General features: G+C 66.7%; 11 protein-coding genes. 9 read left to right on the forward strand and 2 right to left on the reverse strand.

What is annotated here, in order from left to right:
- Positions 1 to 96: 96 nt before the first annotated feature.
- Together AB4Y68_RS03725 and AB4Y68_RS03730 are read left to right on the forward strand one after the other, a co-directional pair.
- On the forward strand, positions 97 to 1,245 hold the full coding sequence (locus AB4Y68_RS03725; protein ID WP_441454167.1) for an efflux RND transporter periplasmic adaptor subunit: 1,149 nt from the start codon (positions 97 to 99) through the stop codon (positions 1,243 to 1,245).
- A 9-nt stretch (positions 1,246 to 1,254) separates the two neighbouring features.
- Entirely contained in the window at positions 1,255 to 4,341 is a 3,087-nt protein-coding gene (locus AB4Y68_RS03730) for an efflux RND transporter permease subunit (protein ID WP_441454168.1), read from the forward strand.
- Between the two features lie 175 nt (positions 4,342 to 4,516).
- Here AB4Y68_RS03730 and AB4Y68_RS03735 read toward each other — a convergent pair whose 3' ends face one another.
- Together AB4Y68_RS03735 and nhaA are read right to left on the reverse strand one after the other, a co-directional pair.
- A complete protein-coding gene (locus AB4Y68_RS03735; protein ID WP_441454169.1) occupies positions 4,517 to 7,117 on the reverse strand; it encodes a TonB-dependent receptor in 2,601 nt (866 codons plus the stop codon).
- 231 nt (positions 7,118 to 7,348) lie between these two features.
- Complete coding sequence (gene nhaA, locus AB4Y68_RS03740; protein WP_441454170.1) at positions 7,349 to 8,560, reverse strand: Na+/H+ antiporter NhaA; 1,212 nt, start codon at positions 8,558 to 8,560, stop codon at positions 7,349 to 7,351.
- Positions 8,561 to 8,772: 212 nt separating this feature from the next.
- Between nhaA and AB4Y68_RS03745 the strand changes: the two genes are divergently transcribed.
- From AB4Y68_RS03745 to AB4Y68_RS03775, 7 genes are all read left to right on the forward strand, one after another.
- Positions 8,773 to 10,233 (forward strand): protein adenylyltransferase SelO family protein, encoded by a 1,461-nt coding sequence (locus AB4Y68_RS03745; protein WP_441454171.1) that lies wholly within the window; start codon positions 8,773 to 8,775, stop codon positions 10,231 to 10,233.
- A gap of 214 nt (positions 10,234 to 10,447) precedes the next feature.
- A complete protein-coding gene (locus AB4Y68_RS03750) occupies positions 10,448 to 10,858 on the forward strand; it encodes a DoxX family protein (RefSeq protein ID WP_441454172.1) in 411 nt (136 codons plus the stop codon).
- A gap of 158 nt (positions 10,859 to 11,016) precedes the next feature.
- Positions 11,017 to 11,502, forward strand: coding sequence for a MerR family transcriptional regulator (locus AB4Y68_RS03755; protein ID WP_441454173.1), 486 nt, complete (start codon positions 11,017 to 11,019; stop codon positions 11,500 to 11,502).
- A 2-nt stretch (positions 11,503 to 11,504) separates the two neighbouring features.
- Positions 11,505 to 13,286 carry an acyl-CoA dehydrogenase C-terminal domain-containing protein gene (locus tag AB4Y68_RS03760; protein ID WP_441454174.1) on the forward strand — a complete coding sequence of 594 codons (1,782 nt, stop codon included), beginning with the start codon at positions 11,505 to 11,507 and terminating at the stop codon, positions 13,284 to 13,286.
- A gap of 160 nt (positions 13,287 to 13,446) precedes the next feature.
- On the forward strand, positions 13,447 to 14,610 hold the full coding sequence (locus tag AB4Y68_RS03765; protein ID WP_441454175.1) for an acyl-CoA dehydrogenase family protein: 1,164 nt from the start codon (positions 13,447 to 13,449) through the stop codon (positions 14,608 to 14,610).
- A gap of 32 nt (positions 14,611 to 14,642) precedes the next feature.
- Positions 14,643 to 14,888 carry a hypothetical protein gene (locus AB4Y68_RS03770; RefSeq protein WP_441454176.1) on the forward strand — a complete coding sequence of 82 codons (246 nt, stop codon included), beginning with the start codon at positions 14,643 to 14,645 and terminating at the stop codon, positions 14,886 to 14,888.
- Positions 14,885 to 15,604: a 16S rRNA (uracil(1498)-N(3))-methyltransferase gene (locus AB4Y68_RS03775; protein ID WP_441454177.1), complete on the forward strand. Its 720-nt coding sequence runs from the start codon at positions 14,885 to 14,887 to the stop codon at positions 15,602 to 15,604. The genes AB4Y68_RS03770 and AB4Y68_RS03775 overlap by 4 nt, the downstream gene beginning before the upstream one ends.
- The last annotated feature ends 1 nt before the right edge of the window (position 15,605 follow it).

The following is a 15,605-nucleotide window of genomic DNA, read 5'->3' on the forward strand; positions in this document are numbered from 1 at the left end:
ACGCAAACGCTATGAAGCGTGGCTATCAAACTCGCGTCCGGCGCCGGACAGAAGGTTCGCGCCCTCCCTGCACCGACCCTTCAAGGATCCTCGCACGTGGCGAACACCCTTCGTATTCCGGGCGCCGCCCCGGCCCTGCTGCTGGCTGCGGCCGCCCTGGCTCTGACCGCCTGCGGCGGACACGGCGATGACAAGAAGAAGGCCGGCGACAAACCCTCCGGCGCCTCGCGCCAGACCGTCAGCGCGGCGACCGCCACCCTGACCGCCCTGCCCCGCGCCATCGTCGCCTCGGGCACGGTGTCGGCCTGGCAAGAAGTGCCTGTCGGCGCCGAGACCGGCGGCCTGACCGCCGTCGGCGTGTTTGTCGACGAAGGAACCTACGTCCGTCAGGGTCAGACCTTGGTCAAGCTGAACGACGCCCTGCTCCAGGCCCAGTTGCGTCAGCAGCAGGCGGCGGTCCAGACCGCCGAGGCCAACGCCGCCCGCGACGACGCCGCCCTGGCCCGCGCCCAGGAGCTGAAAACGCGCGGCTTCCTCAGCCAGGCTTCGCTGGACATCGCCCTGGCCAATCAGCGCGCCTCCCAGGCCAATCTCGCCGCGGCCCGCGCCTCCCTGTCGGAAACCCGCACCCGCCTGGCCCAGAGCGAGATCAAGGCGCCGGTCTCGGGCCTGATCATCAGCCGCAGCGTCACGCGCGGCCAGATCGTCTCGGCCGGAACCGAGCTGTTCCGCATGGTCCGCGACGGCCGGCTGGAACTGGACGCCCAGGTGCCGGAAACCGACCTGCCCGCCATCCGCGCGGGGCAAACGGCGACCGTCACGTCGAACGAAGGCCTGACGACCACCGGCACGGTCCGCATCGTCACGCCCCAGGTTGACGCCCAGACCCGGCTCGGCGTCGCCCGCATCACCCTGTCGCCTGCCAGCGGCCTGAAGACCGGCATGTTCGCCCGCGCCACCATCGACGCCGGCGCCCAGCCCGCGACCGTGGTGCCGACCGGCGCAGTCCTCTATCGCAACAACAAGGCCGGGGTCTTCGTGCTGGACGCCGACGCAGCGGCCCATTTCCGTCCCGTGACGGTGCTGTCGCGCCGCGACGACCAGACCTCGGTCAGCGGCGTCGAGCCCGGCGTCCGCGTCGTCGTTCAGGGCGCCGGCTTCCTGAACGACGGAGACAAGGTGACGGTTTCGACTGGACAGACGGTCCGGACGCCCGTCGTCACGGCCGCCCCGGCCAAGAAGTAAGGCCCGGCCATGAACCAGATCTCCTCCTGGGCCATCAAGAACCCCATCCCCATCATCCTGCTGTTCATCCTGCTGACGATCGGCGGGGTGATCGGCTTCATGGGGATGCGGATCAACAACAACCCCGACATCGACTTCCCCCTGGTCAACGTCACGGCCGTCCGCCCGGGCGCGGCGCCGAGCGAGATGGAGGTGCAGGTCACGCGGCTGATCGAGGACTCGCTGGCTGGCCTGTCCGGGGTGCGCCACATCACCTCCCAGATCACCGACGGCGTCTCCAACACCCAGATCGAGTTCGAACTGGGCACCGACACCGAACGCGCCACCAACGACGTGCGCAACGCCATGAGCGGCGTGCGCGCCTCCCTGCCCCAGGACATGCAGGAGCCGACGGTCCAGCGCATCGACATCACCGGCGACGCCCTGATCACCTATGTGGTCCGTTCGCCGACCATGTCGCCGGAACAGATCAGCTGGTTCATCGACAATGAGGTCAGCCGCTCGCTGCTGGCCCTGGGCGGCGTGGGCGAGGTCAACCGCTCCGGGGGCGTGGACCGCGAGATCCGCGTCGAACTGGACCCCGACCGCCTCGCCGCCTACGGCGTGACGGCAGCGGCGGTCAGCCAGGCCCTGACCAGCGTCAACACCGACCTGCCGGGCGGCCGCATCACCGTGGCGGGTTCTGAGCGCGCCATCCGCACCCTGGGCTCGGCCGGTTCGGTCGACCAGTTGCGCCAGACCCTGATCCCGCTCGGCGGCGGCCGCAACGTGCGCCTGGGCGACCTGGGCCGCGTCGAGGACAAATGGACCGAGCCGCGCCGCCTGGCCCGCTACAACGGCCAGGAAGCCGTGACCTTCAACTTCCTGCGCTCGCGCGAGGCCAGCGAGGTCAAGGTGGCCGAAAAGGTTCGCCGCGTCGTGGCCAAGATCGACGAGGCCCACCCGGAGCTGACCATCGAACAGGTCACTTCCAGCGTTAAGTATATCGAGGAAAGCTATGTCGCCTCGCTGGAGGCCCTGCTCCTCGGCGCGGTCCTGGCCGTCATCGCCGTCTTCATCTTCCTGCGCGACTGGCGGGCGACCCTGATCGCGGCGACCGCCATGCCGATGGCCCTGATCCCGACCTTCGCCATCCTGGGACCGCTGAACCAGTCGCTGAACGGGGTGACGCTGCTGGCGCTGTCGCTGACCATCGGCATCCTGGTCGATGACGCCATCGTCGAGATCGAAAACATCGTGCGCCATATGCGCGATGGGAAGACGCCCTATGACGCCTCGATGGAGGCTGCCGACGAGATCGGCCTGGCGGTCGTGGCCACCACCTCGACCATCATCGCCGTCTTCGCGCCCGTCGGCTTCATGCCCGGCATCATCGGGCAGTTCTTCAAGGCCTTCGCCCTGGCGGCCTGCGTCTCCGTCGCCTTCTCGCTGATCGTGGCGCGGACCCTGACGCCGCTGATGGCCGCCTATCTGCTGAAACACACCAAGCACGAAGACAAGGACCCCATGTGGATGCCCGGCTATCTGCGCGCGCTGCGCTGGTGCCTAGGCAACCGCTGGAAGGTGTTCGGCGGAGGCGCGGCTTTCCTCGTCGGCTCCATCGCCCTGGCGGTCGTCGCCCTGTCGTTCGAGTTCAGCCCCTCGGGCGACCAGTCGCGCGCCGCCTTCCAGATCGAACTGCCGCCCGGCGCCACCTTGCGCGAGACCGACGCCGTGGTTCAGCGCGTGACCCACGCGCTTGAGGACCGGCCCGAGGTCCTCTCGGTCTATGCCGCCATCGGCGGCCAGGACGTCAACAAGGCCAGCGTCTATGCCGACATGGTCAAGAAGGGCGAGCGCCGACTGAGCCAGCAGGAATTCGCCCGCGTAATGGTCGACCAGCTGAAGACCATCCCCGGCGCCCGCATCAGCGCCGGCATCGCCCAGCAGGGCGGCGGCCCCAGCGACGGCACCCGCTACACCTTCGCCATCCTGGGCGACAATCCCGTCGCCCTGAACGCCGCTGCCCGCAAGGTCGAGGAAGAGATGCGCGGCGTGCCCGGCCTGGCCAATGTGGTCAACACCGCCGCCATCGCCCGTCCCGAAATCATGGTCACGCCGCGCCCCGACGAGGCGGCCCTGGCCGGCGTCTCGACCGGGACCATCTCCCAGGCAGTGCGCGTCGCCACCCTGGGCGACGTCGATCAGAACCTGCCGAAATACAACCTCGGCGACCGTCAGGTGCCGATCCGGCTGCAACTGACCGAGAAGGCGCGCCAGGACCTGAACGTGCTCGAGACCCTGCGCGTCCCGACCGCCTCGGGCGCCGCCGTGCCGCTGAGCGCCGTGGCCGACATCGAGTTCGGCGCCGGCCCTGCCGCCGTCAGACGTCAGGACCGGTCGCGCATCGCCTCGATCACAGCCGAACTGGACGGCATCCGCACCGGCGAGGCCGCCCAACGGGTGCAGAAGCTGCCCTCGGTCCAGAAACTTCCCGAGGGCGTCCGCCAGGTTCCGGCAGGGGACGCCGAATTCATCCAGGAAATGATCACCGGCTTCGCCATCGCCTTCGGCACCGGCATCCTGCTGATGTATGCGGTTCTGGTCCTGCTGTTCAAAAGCTTCGCCTATCCGATCACCATCATGGCGGCCCTGCCCCTGGCCGTCGGCGGCGCCATCATCGGCCTGGTCGTGGGGCAATCCAGCTTCTCGATCTCGTCGCTGATCGGGGTGCTGATGCTGATGGGGATCGCGGCCAAGAACTCCATCCTTCTGGTCGACTATGTCGTCATGGCCGAGAAGAGCGGGATGACGCGCTTCGAAGCGATCATGGACGCCGCCCACAAGCGGGCGCGGCCCATCCTGATGACCACCTTCGCCATGGGGGCAGGCATGGTGCCCGTGGCCATCGGCTGGGGCGCCGACGTCGAGTTCCGCTCGCCCATGGCCATCGCCGTGCTGGGCGGTCTGATCTCCTCGACCTTCCTGTCCCTGCTCTACATCCCGGCCATCTTCACCATCATCGACGACGTCGCAGGCTGGGGCCGCCGCCGCATCGGCAAGGCCTTCGCCGGCCAGCGGCGACTGGCCGAAGACCCGCCCGTCACCACGGAATAATCGAGGGAAGGCCCGTGACGACAAGGCCCCCGGAGAGCGATCTCCGGGGGCTTTTTCATGGGCAGGACGTATGGCATGCGGGCGACCTCGGGTTCCAGGGCCTCACGACCGCAAAGAAAAAGGCGGACCGGATCGCTCCGGCCCGCCTCGCCTCTGCCCGAAGGCGGAGGATCGATCAGTATTTGATGCGCAGGGTCGCGCCGTAGGTGCGCGGCTGGCCCAGGAAGGCGTTGTAGGTCTGGGTGTCCAGCGCCGGGTTGAAATAGGTCCCGTTTGGCTGGAGCGTGGTCTGGAAGGCCGAGCCCTGAAGCGGGGCGTTGATGGCGACCTGAACATATTCCTCGTCCGTCAGGTTCTGGCCCCAGATGTCCAGCGCCCAACGCTGATTTTCCGCGCCCAGGGTGATGCGGCCGTTCAGCAGGGTCATGGAGTCCTGCATCTTGAAGGGCAGCAGGTCGGACCCGGTGTTGTAATCCGTCGTATACTTGGCCGACAGGTTGAAGCCCACCCTCAGGCCGGAACCGATCGAACGGTCGAACGCCACCGAACCCGTGGCCGACCATTCCGGCGCGAACGAGGCCCGCGCCCCCGGCAGCAGCGACAGCTGCGGGAAGTTGCCGGGATTGGTCAGGTCGGCGGCGGTGAAGCTGCCGTACTTGGTGTCGGTGTAGGTCAGGCCGCTGGTGAACGACAGGCCCTGGATCGGCGTGAACCAGACGAAGTCGGCGTCGAAGCCGTGCGACTTAAGCACAGGGATGGATTCGACCACGAAGGCCGTGCCCAGGAAGGTGTTGAGCTGGAAGTCTTCGAACTTCTGGTGGAAGTAGGTGACGTTGAGCAGGACGCTGCGGTTGAACAGGGTGTTCTTCAGACCCAGCTCATAGCTGTCGACCGTTTCGGCCGGGAAATACAGCGACGACGTCGGGGTCACGCCGTTCTGCACGCGGTCCAGATTGTAGCCGAACGACTTGTAGCCATGCGCGTAGGAGCCGTAGGCCATGACGCTGTCGTTGAAGCGATAGGCAGCCTTGATCGTGCCGGTGAACTCTCCTCCGGTGTTCTCTTCCGACAGAGTGCGATTGTCGAACAGCGGGTTGGCCCACGGCAGGCAGATGTTGCCGATAAGGCGCGGTCCGGTCGCGGGGCCGAAGACGCCCTGGATGGCGGCGGCGTTGGCCAAGGTCCCGCCGCAAGCCGCGCCGTTCGTGCCGACGTTGTCCTGCAACGCCAGCAACTGCTTGTGGTCCTGAGTGTACCGCAGGCCCAGGGTCAGATCGAGCTTGTCGGTCAGATGCACCGTGTTGTTGGTGAACAAGGCGAAGGATTCGGTGCCCTGGCTGTAATGGTCGCGCACGCCCTCGCCGACGCCGAAGCCCGGTCCGGTCGCGGCGGTCGCCCCCGAGGGCGTCATGCCGCCTGTCGCGAGGCAGCCGCTCAGGCCGGCGGCCGACTGGCCCGGCCGGCTGAAGCAGCCGATGTCGTTGGGGCTGACGGGGAAGACCGGATTGGCGGCGTTCAACTGCGACGAGAGCAGCAGGGACAGGAAGGGCGTATAGCCGGCTCCATACCAGTAGCTGTCGGCCCGGCTGATGTCCTCCTTGGTGAAGAAGGCGCCGAACAGCCAGTCCAGGCGGTCGGTGGAGCCAGCCAGGCGGAATTCCTGGGTCAGGTTGTCGAGCTTGAAACCATAGCTGCCGTCATTCTGGCGATAGAGCAGGTCGGCGGTGGTGTAGTCGAGGTCCATCCCGTTGACCCCCTCCCAGTTCCGCCAGGAGGTGATCGAGGTCAGGGTCGCGTTCCACGACGGGATGTCGATATTGGCCTCGGCCGAGAAGCCCATGTCTTTCATCTGCTGGCCGGTGCCGCGATTGGCGTAGGCCGTGCGCGAGAAGGGCAACGGGCCGAAGCCGGCGGCCGGCGGATGTTGTTGCCCACCGACGGCCGTGACGGCGCCATAGGTCGGGCCGGTGCGGAGCTGGGTGGTGACGCAGCAGTATTCGTCGCGCTTGGAATAGTCGGCGATCAGACGGATCGACACTTGGTCCGAGGGCAGGATCAGCAGTTGGCCGCGCGCGGTCCAGAAGTTCTGGTTCTGGTCGTCGGTCTCGGTGCGCGGACCGGCGCCGGTGATCACGTCGTAGAAGCCGTCACGCTCGCGCTTGGCCACATAGAGGCGGCCGGCGATCTGATCGGTGATCGGGCCGGTGACCGAGCCCGCCACGCCCCAGGCGTTGAAATTGCCGTAGGTCGCCTCGGCGTTGAAGCCCGGCGTGAAGGACGGCGCCTCGGTGATGATGTTGATGACGCCGGCCGAGGTGTTCTTGCCGAACAGGGTGCCCTGCGGCCCCTTCAGCACTTCGATGCGGCTCAGTTCGCCGAGGTCGCCGAAGCCGACGCCGTTACGCGAACGATAGACGCCATCGATGACCACGCCGACCGAGCTTTCCAGGCCCGGGTTGTCGCCGACCGTGCCGACGCCGCGGATGCGGGCCGTGGTCGAGGCTTCCGACTGGGTCGAGGTGACGGTCATGCCCGGCGTCAGGATCTGCAGATCCTTGATGTCGCGCACCCCGGCGCCGTGCAGTTGTTCCTGCGACAGGGTCGTGACCACGATCGGCACGTCCTGCAGGCTTTGCTCGCGCTTCTGGGCGGTGACGATGATGTCGTCGACCGTGGTCGGGCCTTCCTGGGCCGACGCGGCGCCGACGAAGCCGAACGCCACGGCGCCGACGACGGCGGCCGACGCGGTGCAGCGAAGAATTAGGTTGAAACGCATAAGGCGGCTCCCCGGCTCTATGGCCCGGCCGCCCGCGGCGACCGTGGCGATTCCTGTCCCAGTCGATCCGCGCTCATTGAACGACGCGAATTCTCCATGGCTTTGGGTAAGCTAAGCCTGAGACAGCGACAAGAAGCCGCCAAGCTGCGAACGGCGATTTCAGCCAACGCCGCTCTACGTGTGGCGGGAAAGCGACAAAAACCGGTTACGCAAGGTCAATATTACCGGCGTTCAGGACAATATTTTAGCAGATGACGCATCTTCTCTTTGCTGCTGACGCCGCCCGGCCAGGTTCAAAATCCCGGCTGCGACGAGGGCCGACAGCACTGATCCGCCGATCACGCCCAGTTTGACCTCGACCTGTTCGGGCGAATCCACGGCGCCGGGGAAGGCGAGGACGCCGATGAACAGGCTCATGGTGAAGCCGATGCCGCACAACAGGCTGACGCCGTAGAGCTGCAGCCAGCTGGCGCCCGAGGGCTTGGCGCCGATCTTCAGCTTGGCGGCCAGCCAGGCGGCGCCGAAGACGCCGATCTGCTTGCCGATGAACAGACCCAGGGCGATGGCGATGACCAGGGGCGCAAACGCCTGCTCCAGCGACAGACCGGCGAACGACACCCCCGCCTTGGCGAAGGCGAACAGCGGCAGGACCAGGAAGGCGACATAGGGGTGGAGGTCGTGCATGGCCTCCTTCAGCGGACTTTGCGAGGTTTCGCGGCGCGGTTCGACCGGCACGATCATGGCGAAGGCCACCGCGGTCAGCGAGGTCGACAGGCCGGACTGGACCGTCAGCCACCACACCGCCGCGAAGCCCAACACCCAGAAGGGCCCGGCCAGACGACGGCGGCCCAGAAGCGCGAAGGCGGCCAGCAGGCCCGCCACGCCCAGCAGCGGCAGCCACTGCACGCCCTGGCTGAACAGGACGGCGATCAGGGCGATGGCCCCCAGGTCGTCGACGATGGCCAGGGTCAGCAGGAAGACCCGCAGCGAACTGGGCAGGCCCTTGCCCACCACCGCGAAGACGGCCAGGGCGAAGGCGATGTCGGTGGCCAGGGGGATGGGCCAGCCCTGGCCCGGCCCGCCCAGCATCTGGGCGACGGCCAGATAGACCAGGCCGGGAACCGCCATCCCGCCGATGGCGGCGATGATCGGCAGGGCCAGCTTCTTGGGATTGCTCAGTTCGCCCTTGAGAATCTCGTATTTGATCTCCAGCCCGACCACGAGGAAGAAGACCGCCATCAGGCCTTCCTTGATCCAGTTGGAGATCGTCTCCTCCAGCCGCAGCGGGCCGACCTGAAGCACGTGGACGCTCTTCAGCCAGGCGTAATAGTCGCCGGCCCAGGGCGAGTTGGCGACGATCAGGGCCGCCAGGGCCGCCAGCCCGAGGGCGGCGCCCGAACCAGCTTCGGTCTTGAGAAATTCGAGGGTGGTTTTTCTGGCCACGGCGGTCTCCGAAATCAAAGGACTGTCGTGGCGTCAGGTTATCGACGGACGCCGGACCGGATTCGCCCGTCGGATGACGGCGCCGGCCTGGCCCCGACGCGCATTTGGCGAAGCGGGACCTGATCTCTGCCGTTGAAAATACGCGACCCAGCCCGCGATTCAACCCCGGCTTCGCGGTTGCGAAAGACGCTGCGAGCGCGCATCTGCCGACCATGCCCGTCTCCCCCGCCTATCGCCCCGACCCGCGCTTCATCGACCTCGGCCCCGACTACGGCGATCCGGTGCAGGCGGCGGACTTCCCCCAGACCATTCTGCGCGTCCGCAACGACCGGGCGGCGGCGAGCGTCGGGCTGGAGACGCTGACGGATGCGGAATGGCTGGCCCATTTCGGCCGTTTCCAGCCCCTGCCCGGCCAGCCCGCCCCCTTAGCCATGCGCTATCACGGCCATCAGTTCCGCACCTACAACCCCGACATCGGCGACGGGCGCGGGTTTCTGGCGGCGCAACTGCGCGAGATGGTCGGCACTCAAGCAGCGAGCGACCGCGTCGCGAGCGATAGCGCCCTTCCAGGCCGACTTCTCGATCTGGGCACAAAAGGCTCGGGCCAGACGCCCTGGTCGCGACACGCCGACGGGCGGCTGACGCTGAAGGGCGGAGTGCGCGAGGTGTTGGCCGCCGCCATGCTGGAAAGCCTGGGCGTGCCGACCTGCCGCATCCTGTCGCTGGTCGAGACCGGCGAAGCGCTGGAGCGTCACGACGAACCCTCGCCCACCCGCTCGGCCGTCATGGTGCGGCTGTCGCACAGCCATATTCGCTTCGGCACCTTCCAGCGCGCCGCCTATTACGGCCGCAAGGATCAGATCGAGGTCCTGCTGGAGCATGCCCGCAGCCTGTATCATCCGTCGGTCGCGACCGGCGACGCGCCGGGCTTCCTCGCCGCCGTGGTCGAGGCCTCGGCCCGGCTGACGGCGAAATGGATTTCCGCCGGCTTCGTCCACGGGGTGCTGAACACCGACAATCTGAACGTGACAGGCGAGAGCTTCGACTACGGGCCGTGGCGCTTCCTGCCCCACTACGAACCCGGCTTCACCGCCGCCTATTTCGACCGCGAGGGCCTCTACGCCTTCGCGCGTCAGCCCGAGGCCGTGTTCTGGAACCTGACCCAGCTGGCCGGCTGCCTGAAGCTGATCGCAGAGCCGCAGGTCGCCGCCCTGACCGAGGCGCTGAATGGTTTCGGTCCCGCCTATATCCGTCATCTGCGCGCCGCCTTCCTCAACCGCCTGGGGGTCAAGAGCCTGGGCGAGGCGGCGGACCAACGGCTGCTGGACGCGACCCTGGCCCTGGCGCGGGACAAGGGCGAGGCCCTGCGCTGGGAGCCCCTCTTCTTCGACTGGTTCGGCGGGTTCAGTTCCGGCGCGCGGGCGCTGGGCGGGCTGCGCGGCAAGACCTATCAGGGCGAGACTTTCGACGCCTTCCGCTTCGCCCTGCTGGAGCACGAGCCCGACCGGCCCGAACGGCTGGAGCATCCGATGTTCGCCGCCCCCGAGCCGGAAGAGATGCTGATCGACGAGGTCGAGGCCCTGTGGTCCGCCATCGAACAGGGCGACGACTGGGCGCCGCTGCATGCCAAGCTGACCCGCCTGGACGCCGCGCGGGACGCCTGGGCGTTCTAAGTCATCAATTGATGTCATCGACCGTTGACGAACGCTTTCGACCGGCCTAATGCCGTTTCGTGACCGGCGTTGGGTTACGAGAAATTGTGGTTTCAGCCACGTCTCCGCCGCAGGTCGCGCGTACCTCTGTTCACAGTTTTGTTACAGTTCCTTGAATCGGGAGCCAAGCAATCTGATCTAGTGACTGTTACCAATCAACCCCCTTGATGCGGCCATGACCTCCACCACCCTCTCTCCCCGTTCCCGCGCGAAAGCCGACTACCTGAACCTGACGCTGTGGACGTTCCAGGGTTGGATCGCGATGTTCTTCATCGCCGCCGGTTACGCCAAGCTGACCGAGTCGATGGAGAACCTGACGGTGCTGATGCACTGGCCAGCCATGGCCAGCGTCAGCTTCGTGCGCGGCCTGGGCATCGCCGAGATCGTATTGGCGGTCATGGTTCTGACGCCGCTGATCTCATGGCGCTTCGGCCGCCCCCTGCTGCTGACGGGGGCTGCAGGCCTTCTGGCGCTCGAGACCATCATGCTGGGCGTGCATGCTCTGAACCTGGACATCGGCTTGGCCCTGACCAACCTCTTCCTGATCGCCATCACGGCGCCGGTGCTGTGGTTCCGCCGCGCCTGATCGCCCGACAGATTTCCTCCCCGGATCGGCCGCGGCGGGCGCAAGCTCTCCGCGGCCGATTTGCGTTTGAGCGCCGCTCCCGCCGACGACGTTCACAAGTTGTCGAAGCGGACAGTGAGAAGCTTCCCTTTACGTCCGCGTCAAGTTATGTGTGACGTATGGCGACCGCTGACGATCACCGCACCTATTCCATCCGGCACCTGTGCCGCGAGTTCGGCGCCACCGCGCGCGCCCTCCGCTTCTATGAGGACAAGGGTCTGCTGACCCCTGCCCGCAAGGGCCAGACGCGCGTCTATGACGCCCGCGACCGCGCCCGACTGAAGCTGATCCTAAGGGGACGCCGCATCGGCTTCACCCTGCAGGAGATCCAGGAGATGCTGGATCTGTACGATCGCAAGGATCACAACGTCCATCAGATGGCAGTGGCTCTGCGTCGTCACCGCGCCCAGGTCGAGGCGCTGAAACAACAGCTCGAAGACATCGAAGGCGCCATCCAGACGGCCGAGGAGGCCTGCGCCTGGATGGAGTCCAAACTGGGCGAACACCGCCCCGACCTTCTGCCGGGAGCCGAGGAATACGCCACGCTGCTGAGCGAACGGCTCAACCCCGACACCCAGTTCCAGCCCTTCAAAGCGAGAGCCTGACCATGGCCTACAAGGCGCCTGTCCGCGACCTGTCCTTCGTCCTGCACGACGTGCTGGAGGTCGAACGCTACGCCAACCATTTCGCCGACGCCGACCTGTCGCGCGACCTGATCGACCAGATCATCGCGGAGGGCGGCAAGTTCGCCGAGGAGGTCATCGCCCCGATCAACCGTGCGGGCGATCAGGAAGGCTGCCATATCCAGGGCGACGTCGTCACCACGCCCAAGGGCTGGAAAGAAGCCTATCGCCAGATGGTCGAGGCCGGCTGGACCAGCCTGTCCTTCGGCACGGAATTCGGCGGCCAGGGTCTGCCCGCGATCGTGTCGATGGCGGTGGGCCAGTTCACGGCCGGCGCATCGGCCGCCTTCTCCATGTATCCCGGCCTGACGGGCGGCGCCTATCACGGCATCGAGGCCAGCGGGTCGGACGAGCTGAAGCAGAAATACCTGCCGAAGATGGCGACCGGCGAATGGACCGGCACCATGAACCTGACCGAGCCCCAGTGCGGCACCGACCTGGGCATGGTCCGCACCAAGGCTGCGCCGAACGGCGACGGCTCCTATTCGATCACCGGCCAGAAGATCTGGATTTCGGCGGGCGAGCACGACTTCGCCGACAACATCATCCACACCGTGCTGGCCCGCGTCGAAGGCGCGGTTCCGGGCATCAAGGGCCTGAGCCTGTTCGTGGTGCCGAAGTTCCTCGTGAACGACGACGGCTCCGTCGGCGAGCGCAACGGCGTGAGTTGCGCCGGCTTGGAGCACAAGATGGGCATCCACGGCAACGCCACCTGCGTCATGGCCTATGACAACGCCAAGGGCTGGCTGATCGGCGAAGAAGGCCGGGGCATGAACAACATGTTCGTGGTCATGAATGAGGCCCGCCTGGGCACCGGCCTGCAGGGCCTGGCCATCGGCGACGCCGCCTATCAAGCCGCCGTCGAGTTCGCCAACGACCGCCTGCAAGGCCGCGCCCTGACCGGCGCCAAGAATCCAGACGGCCCCGCCGACCCCATCATGGTCCACCCCGACGTGCGCCGGATGCTGCTGGAGTCGAAGGCTTTTGTCGAAGGCGGCCGCGCCTTCATCCTGTGGACCGCCCTGCAAGCCGACCTGCAGAAGTCCTCGGACGAGGCCACGGCGACCAAGGCCAAGGACTACATGGGCCTGATCACGCCCGTGCTGAAGGCCTACCTGACCGACAAGGGCTTCCACGTCGCCTCGCTGGCCATGCAGGTCCACGGCGGCTCGGGCTACACCGAGCACTTCCCCGCCTCGCAATATCTGCGCGATGCGCGGATCACCATGATCTACGAAGGCACCAACGGCATTCAGGCGCTCGACTTGGTGGGCCGCAAGCTGCCGTCGAACGGCGGCCGGGCCATCATGAGCTGGTTCGCCGACATCGACGCCTTCACAGCGGAGAACGGCGACGACGAGGCCATCAAGCCTTTCGTCGACGGCTTGGCCGACACCAAGAAGAAGCTGCAGGACGGCACCATGTGGCTGATGCAGAACGGCATGGCCAACCCCGACAACGCCGCCGCCGCCTCGACCGACTACCTGCACATCTTCGGCCTGACGGCCCTGGCCTATATGTGGGCGCAGATGGCCAAGGCCGCCCAAGCCAAGATCGCCGCCGGCGACGCCGATCCCTACTACCTCACCAAGCTGCAGACCGGCCGCTACTTCGTCGAACGCATCCTGCCCGACGCCGCCGCCCATCTGACCAAGATGAAGACCGGCGCCGAAGTGCTGATGCAGATGCCCGCCGAGGCCTTCTGATGAACCTGGCCCTCTCCCAATGGGAGAGGGCTTGAGCCTCCGAGAGCGAAGCGATCGGCAAGGCGAAAGGGTGAGGGGCGGCGTTCGCCGACTTCACGCACCGACCCTCATCCGGCCCTCCGGGCCACCTTCTCCCAGCGGGAGAAGGAAAGGAGTTGCCATGAACATCCTCAACGTCCCCGAACCCGATTTCATGCAGGACGAGGAGATCGTTCTCTTCTCCGACAGCGTCGGCAAATGGATCGACGAGCACGCGCCGCCCGAGAAGTTCCAGCAGTGGATCGCCAACTCGTCGGTGCCGCGTCAGTTGTGGAACGACGCGGGCGACGCGGGCCTTCTGGGCATCTCCCTGCCCGAGGAAGACGGCGGCATGGGCGGCGACTATCGCCATGAAGTCGTGCTGATGCGCCAACTGGGCTGGAAGGGCGCGGACCACTTCGGCATCAGTCTGCACAACGCCATCGTCATGCCCTACGTCTGGCATTATGGCACCGATGAGCAGAAGGCGCGCTGGCTGCCGCGTCTGGCCTCGGGCGAACTGGTCGGCGCCATCGCCATGACTGAGCCGGGCGCCGGGTCCGACCTGCAGGGCGTCAAGACCACCGCCATCAAGTCGGGCGACCACTACGTCCTGAACGGCTCCAAGACCTTCATCACCAACGGCCAGCTGGCCAACTTCATCATCGTCGTCGCCAAGACCGACCCGGCCGAGGGCGCCAAGGGCACCAGCCTGATCGTGGTCGAGACCGATGGCGCGGAAGGCTTCGAGCGCGGCCGCAACCTGCACAAGATCGGCATGGAGGCCAACGACACCTCCGAGCTCTTCTTCAACGACGTGAAGGTGCCGCTGGAGAACGTCATCGGCGGCGGCGAGGGCCAGGGCTTCGTCCAGCTGATGCAGCAGTTGCCGCAGGAACGCCTGAACATCGCCGTCCAGGGCGTGGCCGCCGCCGAGCGCGGGCTGGAGGCGACGCTCGACTACGTCAAGCAGCGCAAGGCGTTTGGGAAACGCGTCATCGACTTCCAGAACACCCAGTTCAAGCTGGCCGAGGTCAAGACCAAGCTGACCGTGGCCAAGGTCTTCGTCGACCACTGCATCGGCCTGCACCTGAAGGGCCAGTTGGACGCCGCCACGGCCTCCATGGCCAAATATTGGGTCACCGACATCCAGGGCGAGACCATCGACGAGATGCTTCAGCTCTTCGGCGGCTACGGCTACATGAACGAGTATCCGATCGCCCAGCTCTACAAGGACGCCCGTGTCCAGCGCATCTACGGCGGGACGAACGAGATCATGAAGCTGCTAATCGCGCGCACGCTGTAAAGTCATCCACTTTTCAAATCGGGGAGCATGCAATGTGGGAATGGCTGGCGGCGGCGGTCGTTTTACTCGGCGCCTTGTGGCTGTTGCCCCGGGCGGTAGGCGCAATGCAGGCGGACGCCCGGCGTCGCGGCGGCGGTGGCGGCATGGCCGGAGCAATGGTCGAACTGCAGAAATTCGTCAGCCCATCAACTGAACATGTGATTGAAGCGCGCAAGGAAAAGACGCAGGAGCAAGCGGGTCGGGGAAATCCTCCCGATGATGACACGCCCCAACGATGATCCGCCTCCACGTCACCTCCGACCTCGCCCCCGGCCTCGCCGTCGCCCCGACCCTCGACCAGTCGCGCTACCTGACCCAAGTGATGCGGCTGAAGGCGGGCGACGACCTGCTGGTCTTCAACGGCCGTCACGGCGAGTGGCGCGCCAGCGTCGCCGAGGTGCTGAAGAAGGGCGTCGTCCTGCGCGCCGAGGAGCAGGTGCGCGAGCAGACCCACGGCCCTGATCTGGAACTGATCGTCGCCGTAGTGAAGAAGGCCCGCGTCGAAACCATCGTCGAGAAGGCGACCGAACTGGGCGCCAAGCGGGTGCGTCTGGTCCTGACCCATCGCACCAACGCCGAGCGGCTTCGGCTGGACCGGCTGGACGCCATCGCCGAGGAGGCCGCCGAACAGACCGGGCGCCTGGACGTGCCGCCGGTCGATGACCCGGTCAAGCTGGACGCCCTGCTGGACGGCTGGGACGCCTCGCGCCGCCTGATGTTCTGCGACGAGACCGGCGGCGCGCCCGCCATGTCGGCTCTGGCGGCTGCTGGCGAACGTAAATGGGCCATCCTGATCGGTCCCGAGGGCGGTTTCTCGCCCGAAGAAGGCGCGCGTCTGCGCGCCCTGCCCTTCACCACCGCCGTCTCTCTCGGCCCGCGCATCCTGCGCGCCGACACCGCCGCCATCGCCGCCCTGACCCTGTGGCAGGCTGCGATCGGCGACTGGGAACGCTAGA

The organism is Brevundimonas sp. 2YAF1, assembly GCF_052114745.1.
Taxonomy (GTDB): domain Bacteria; phylum Pseudomonadota; class Alphaproteobacteria; order Caulobacterales; family Caulobacteraceae; genus Brevundimonas.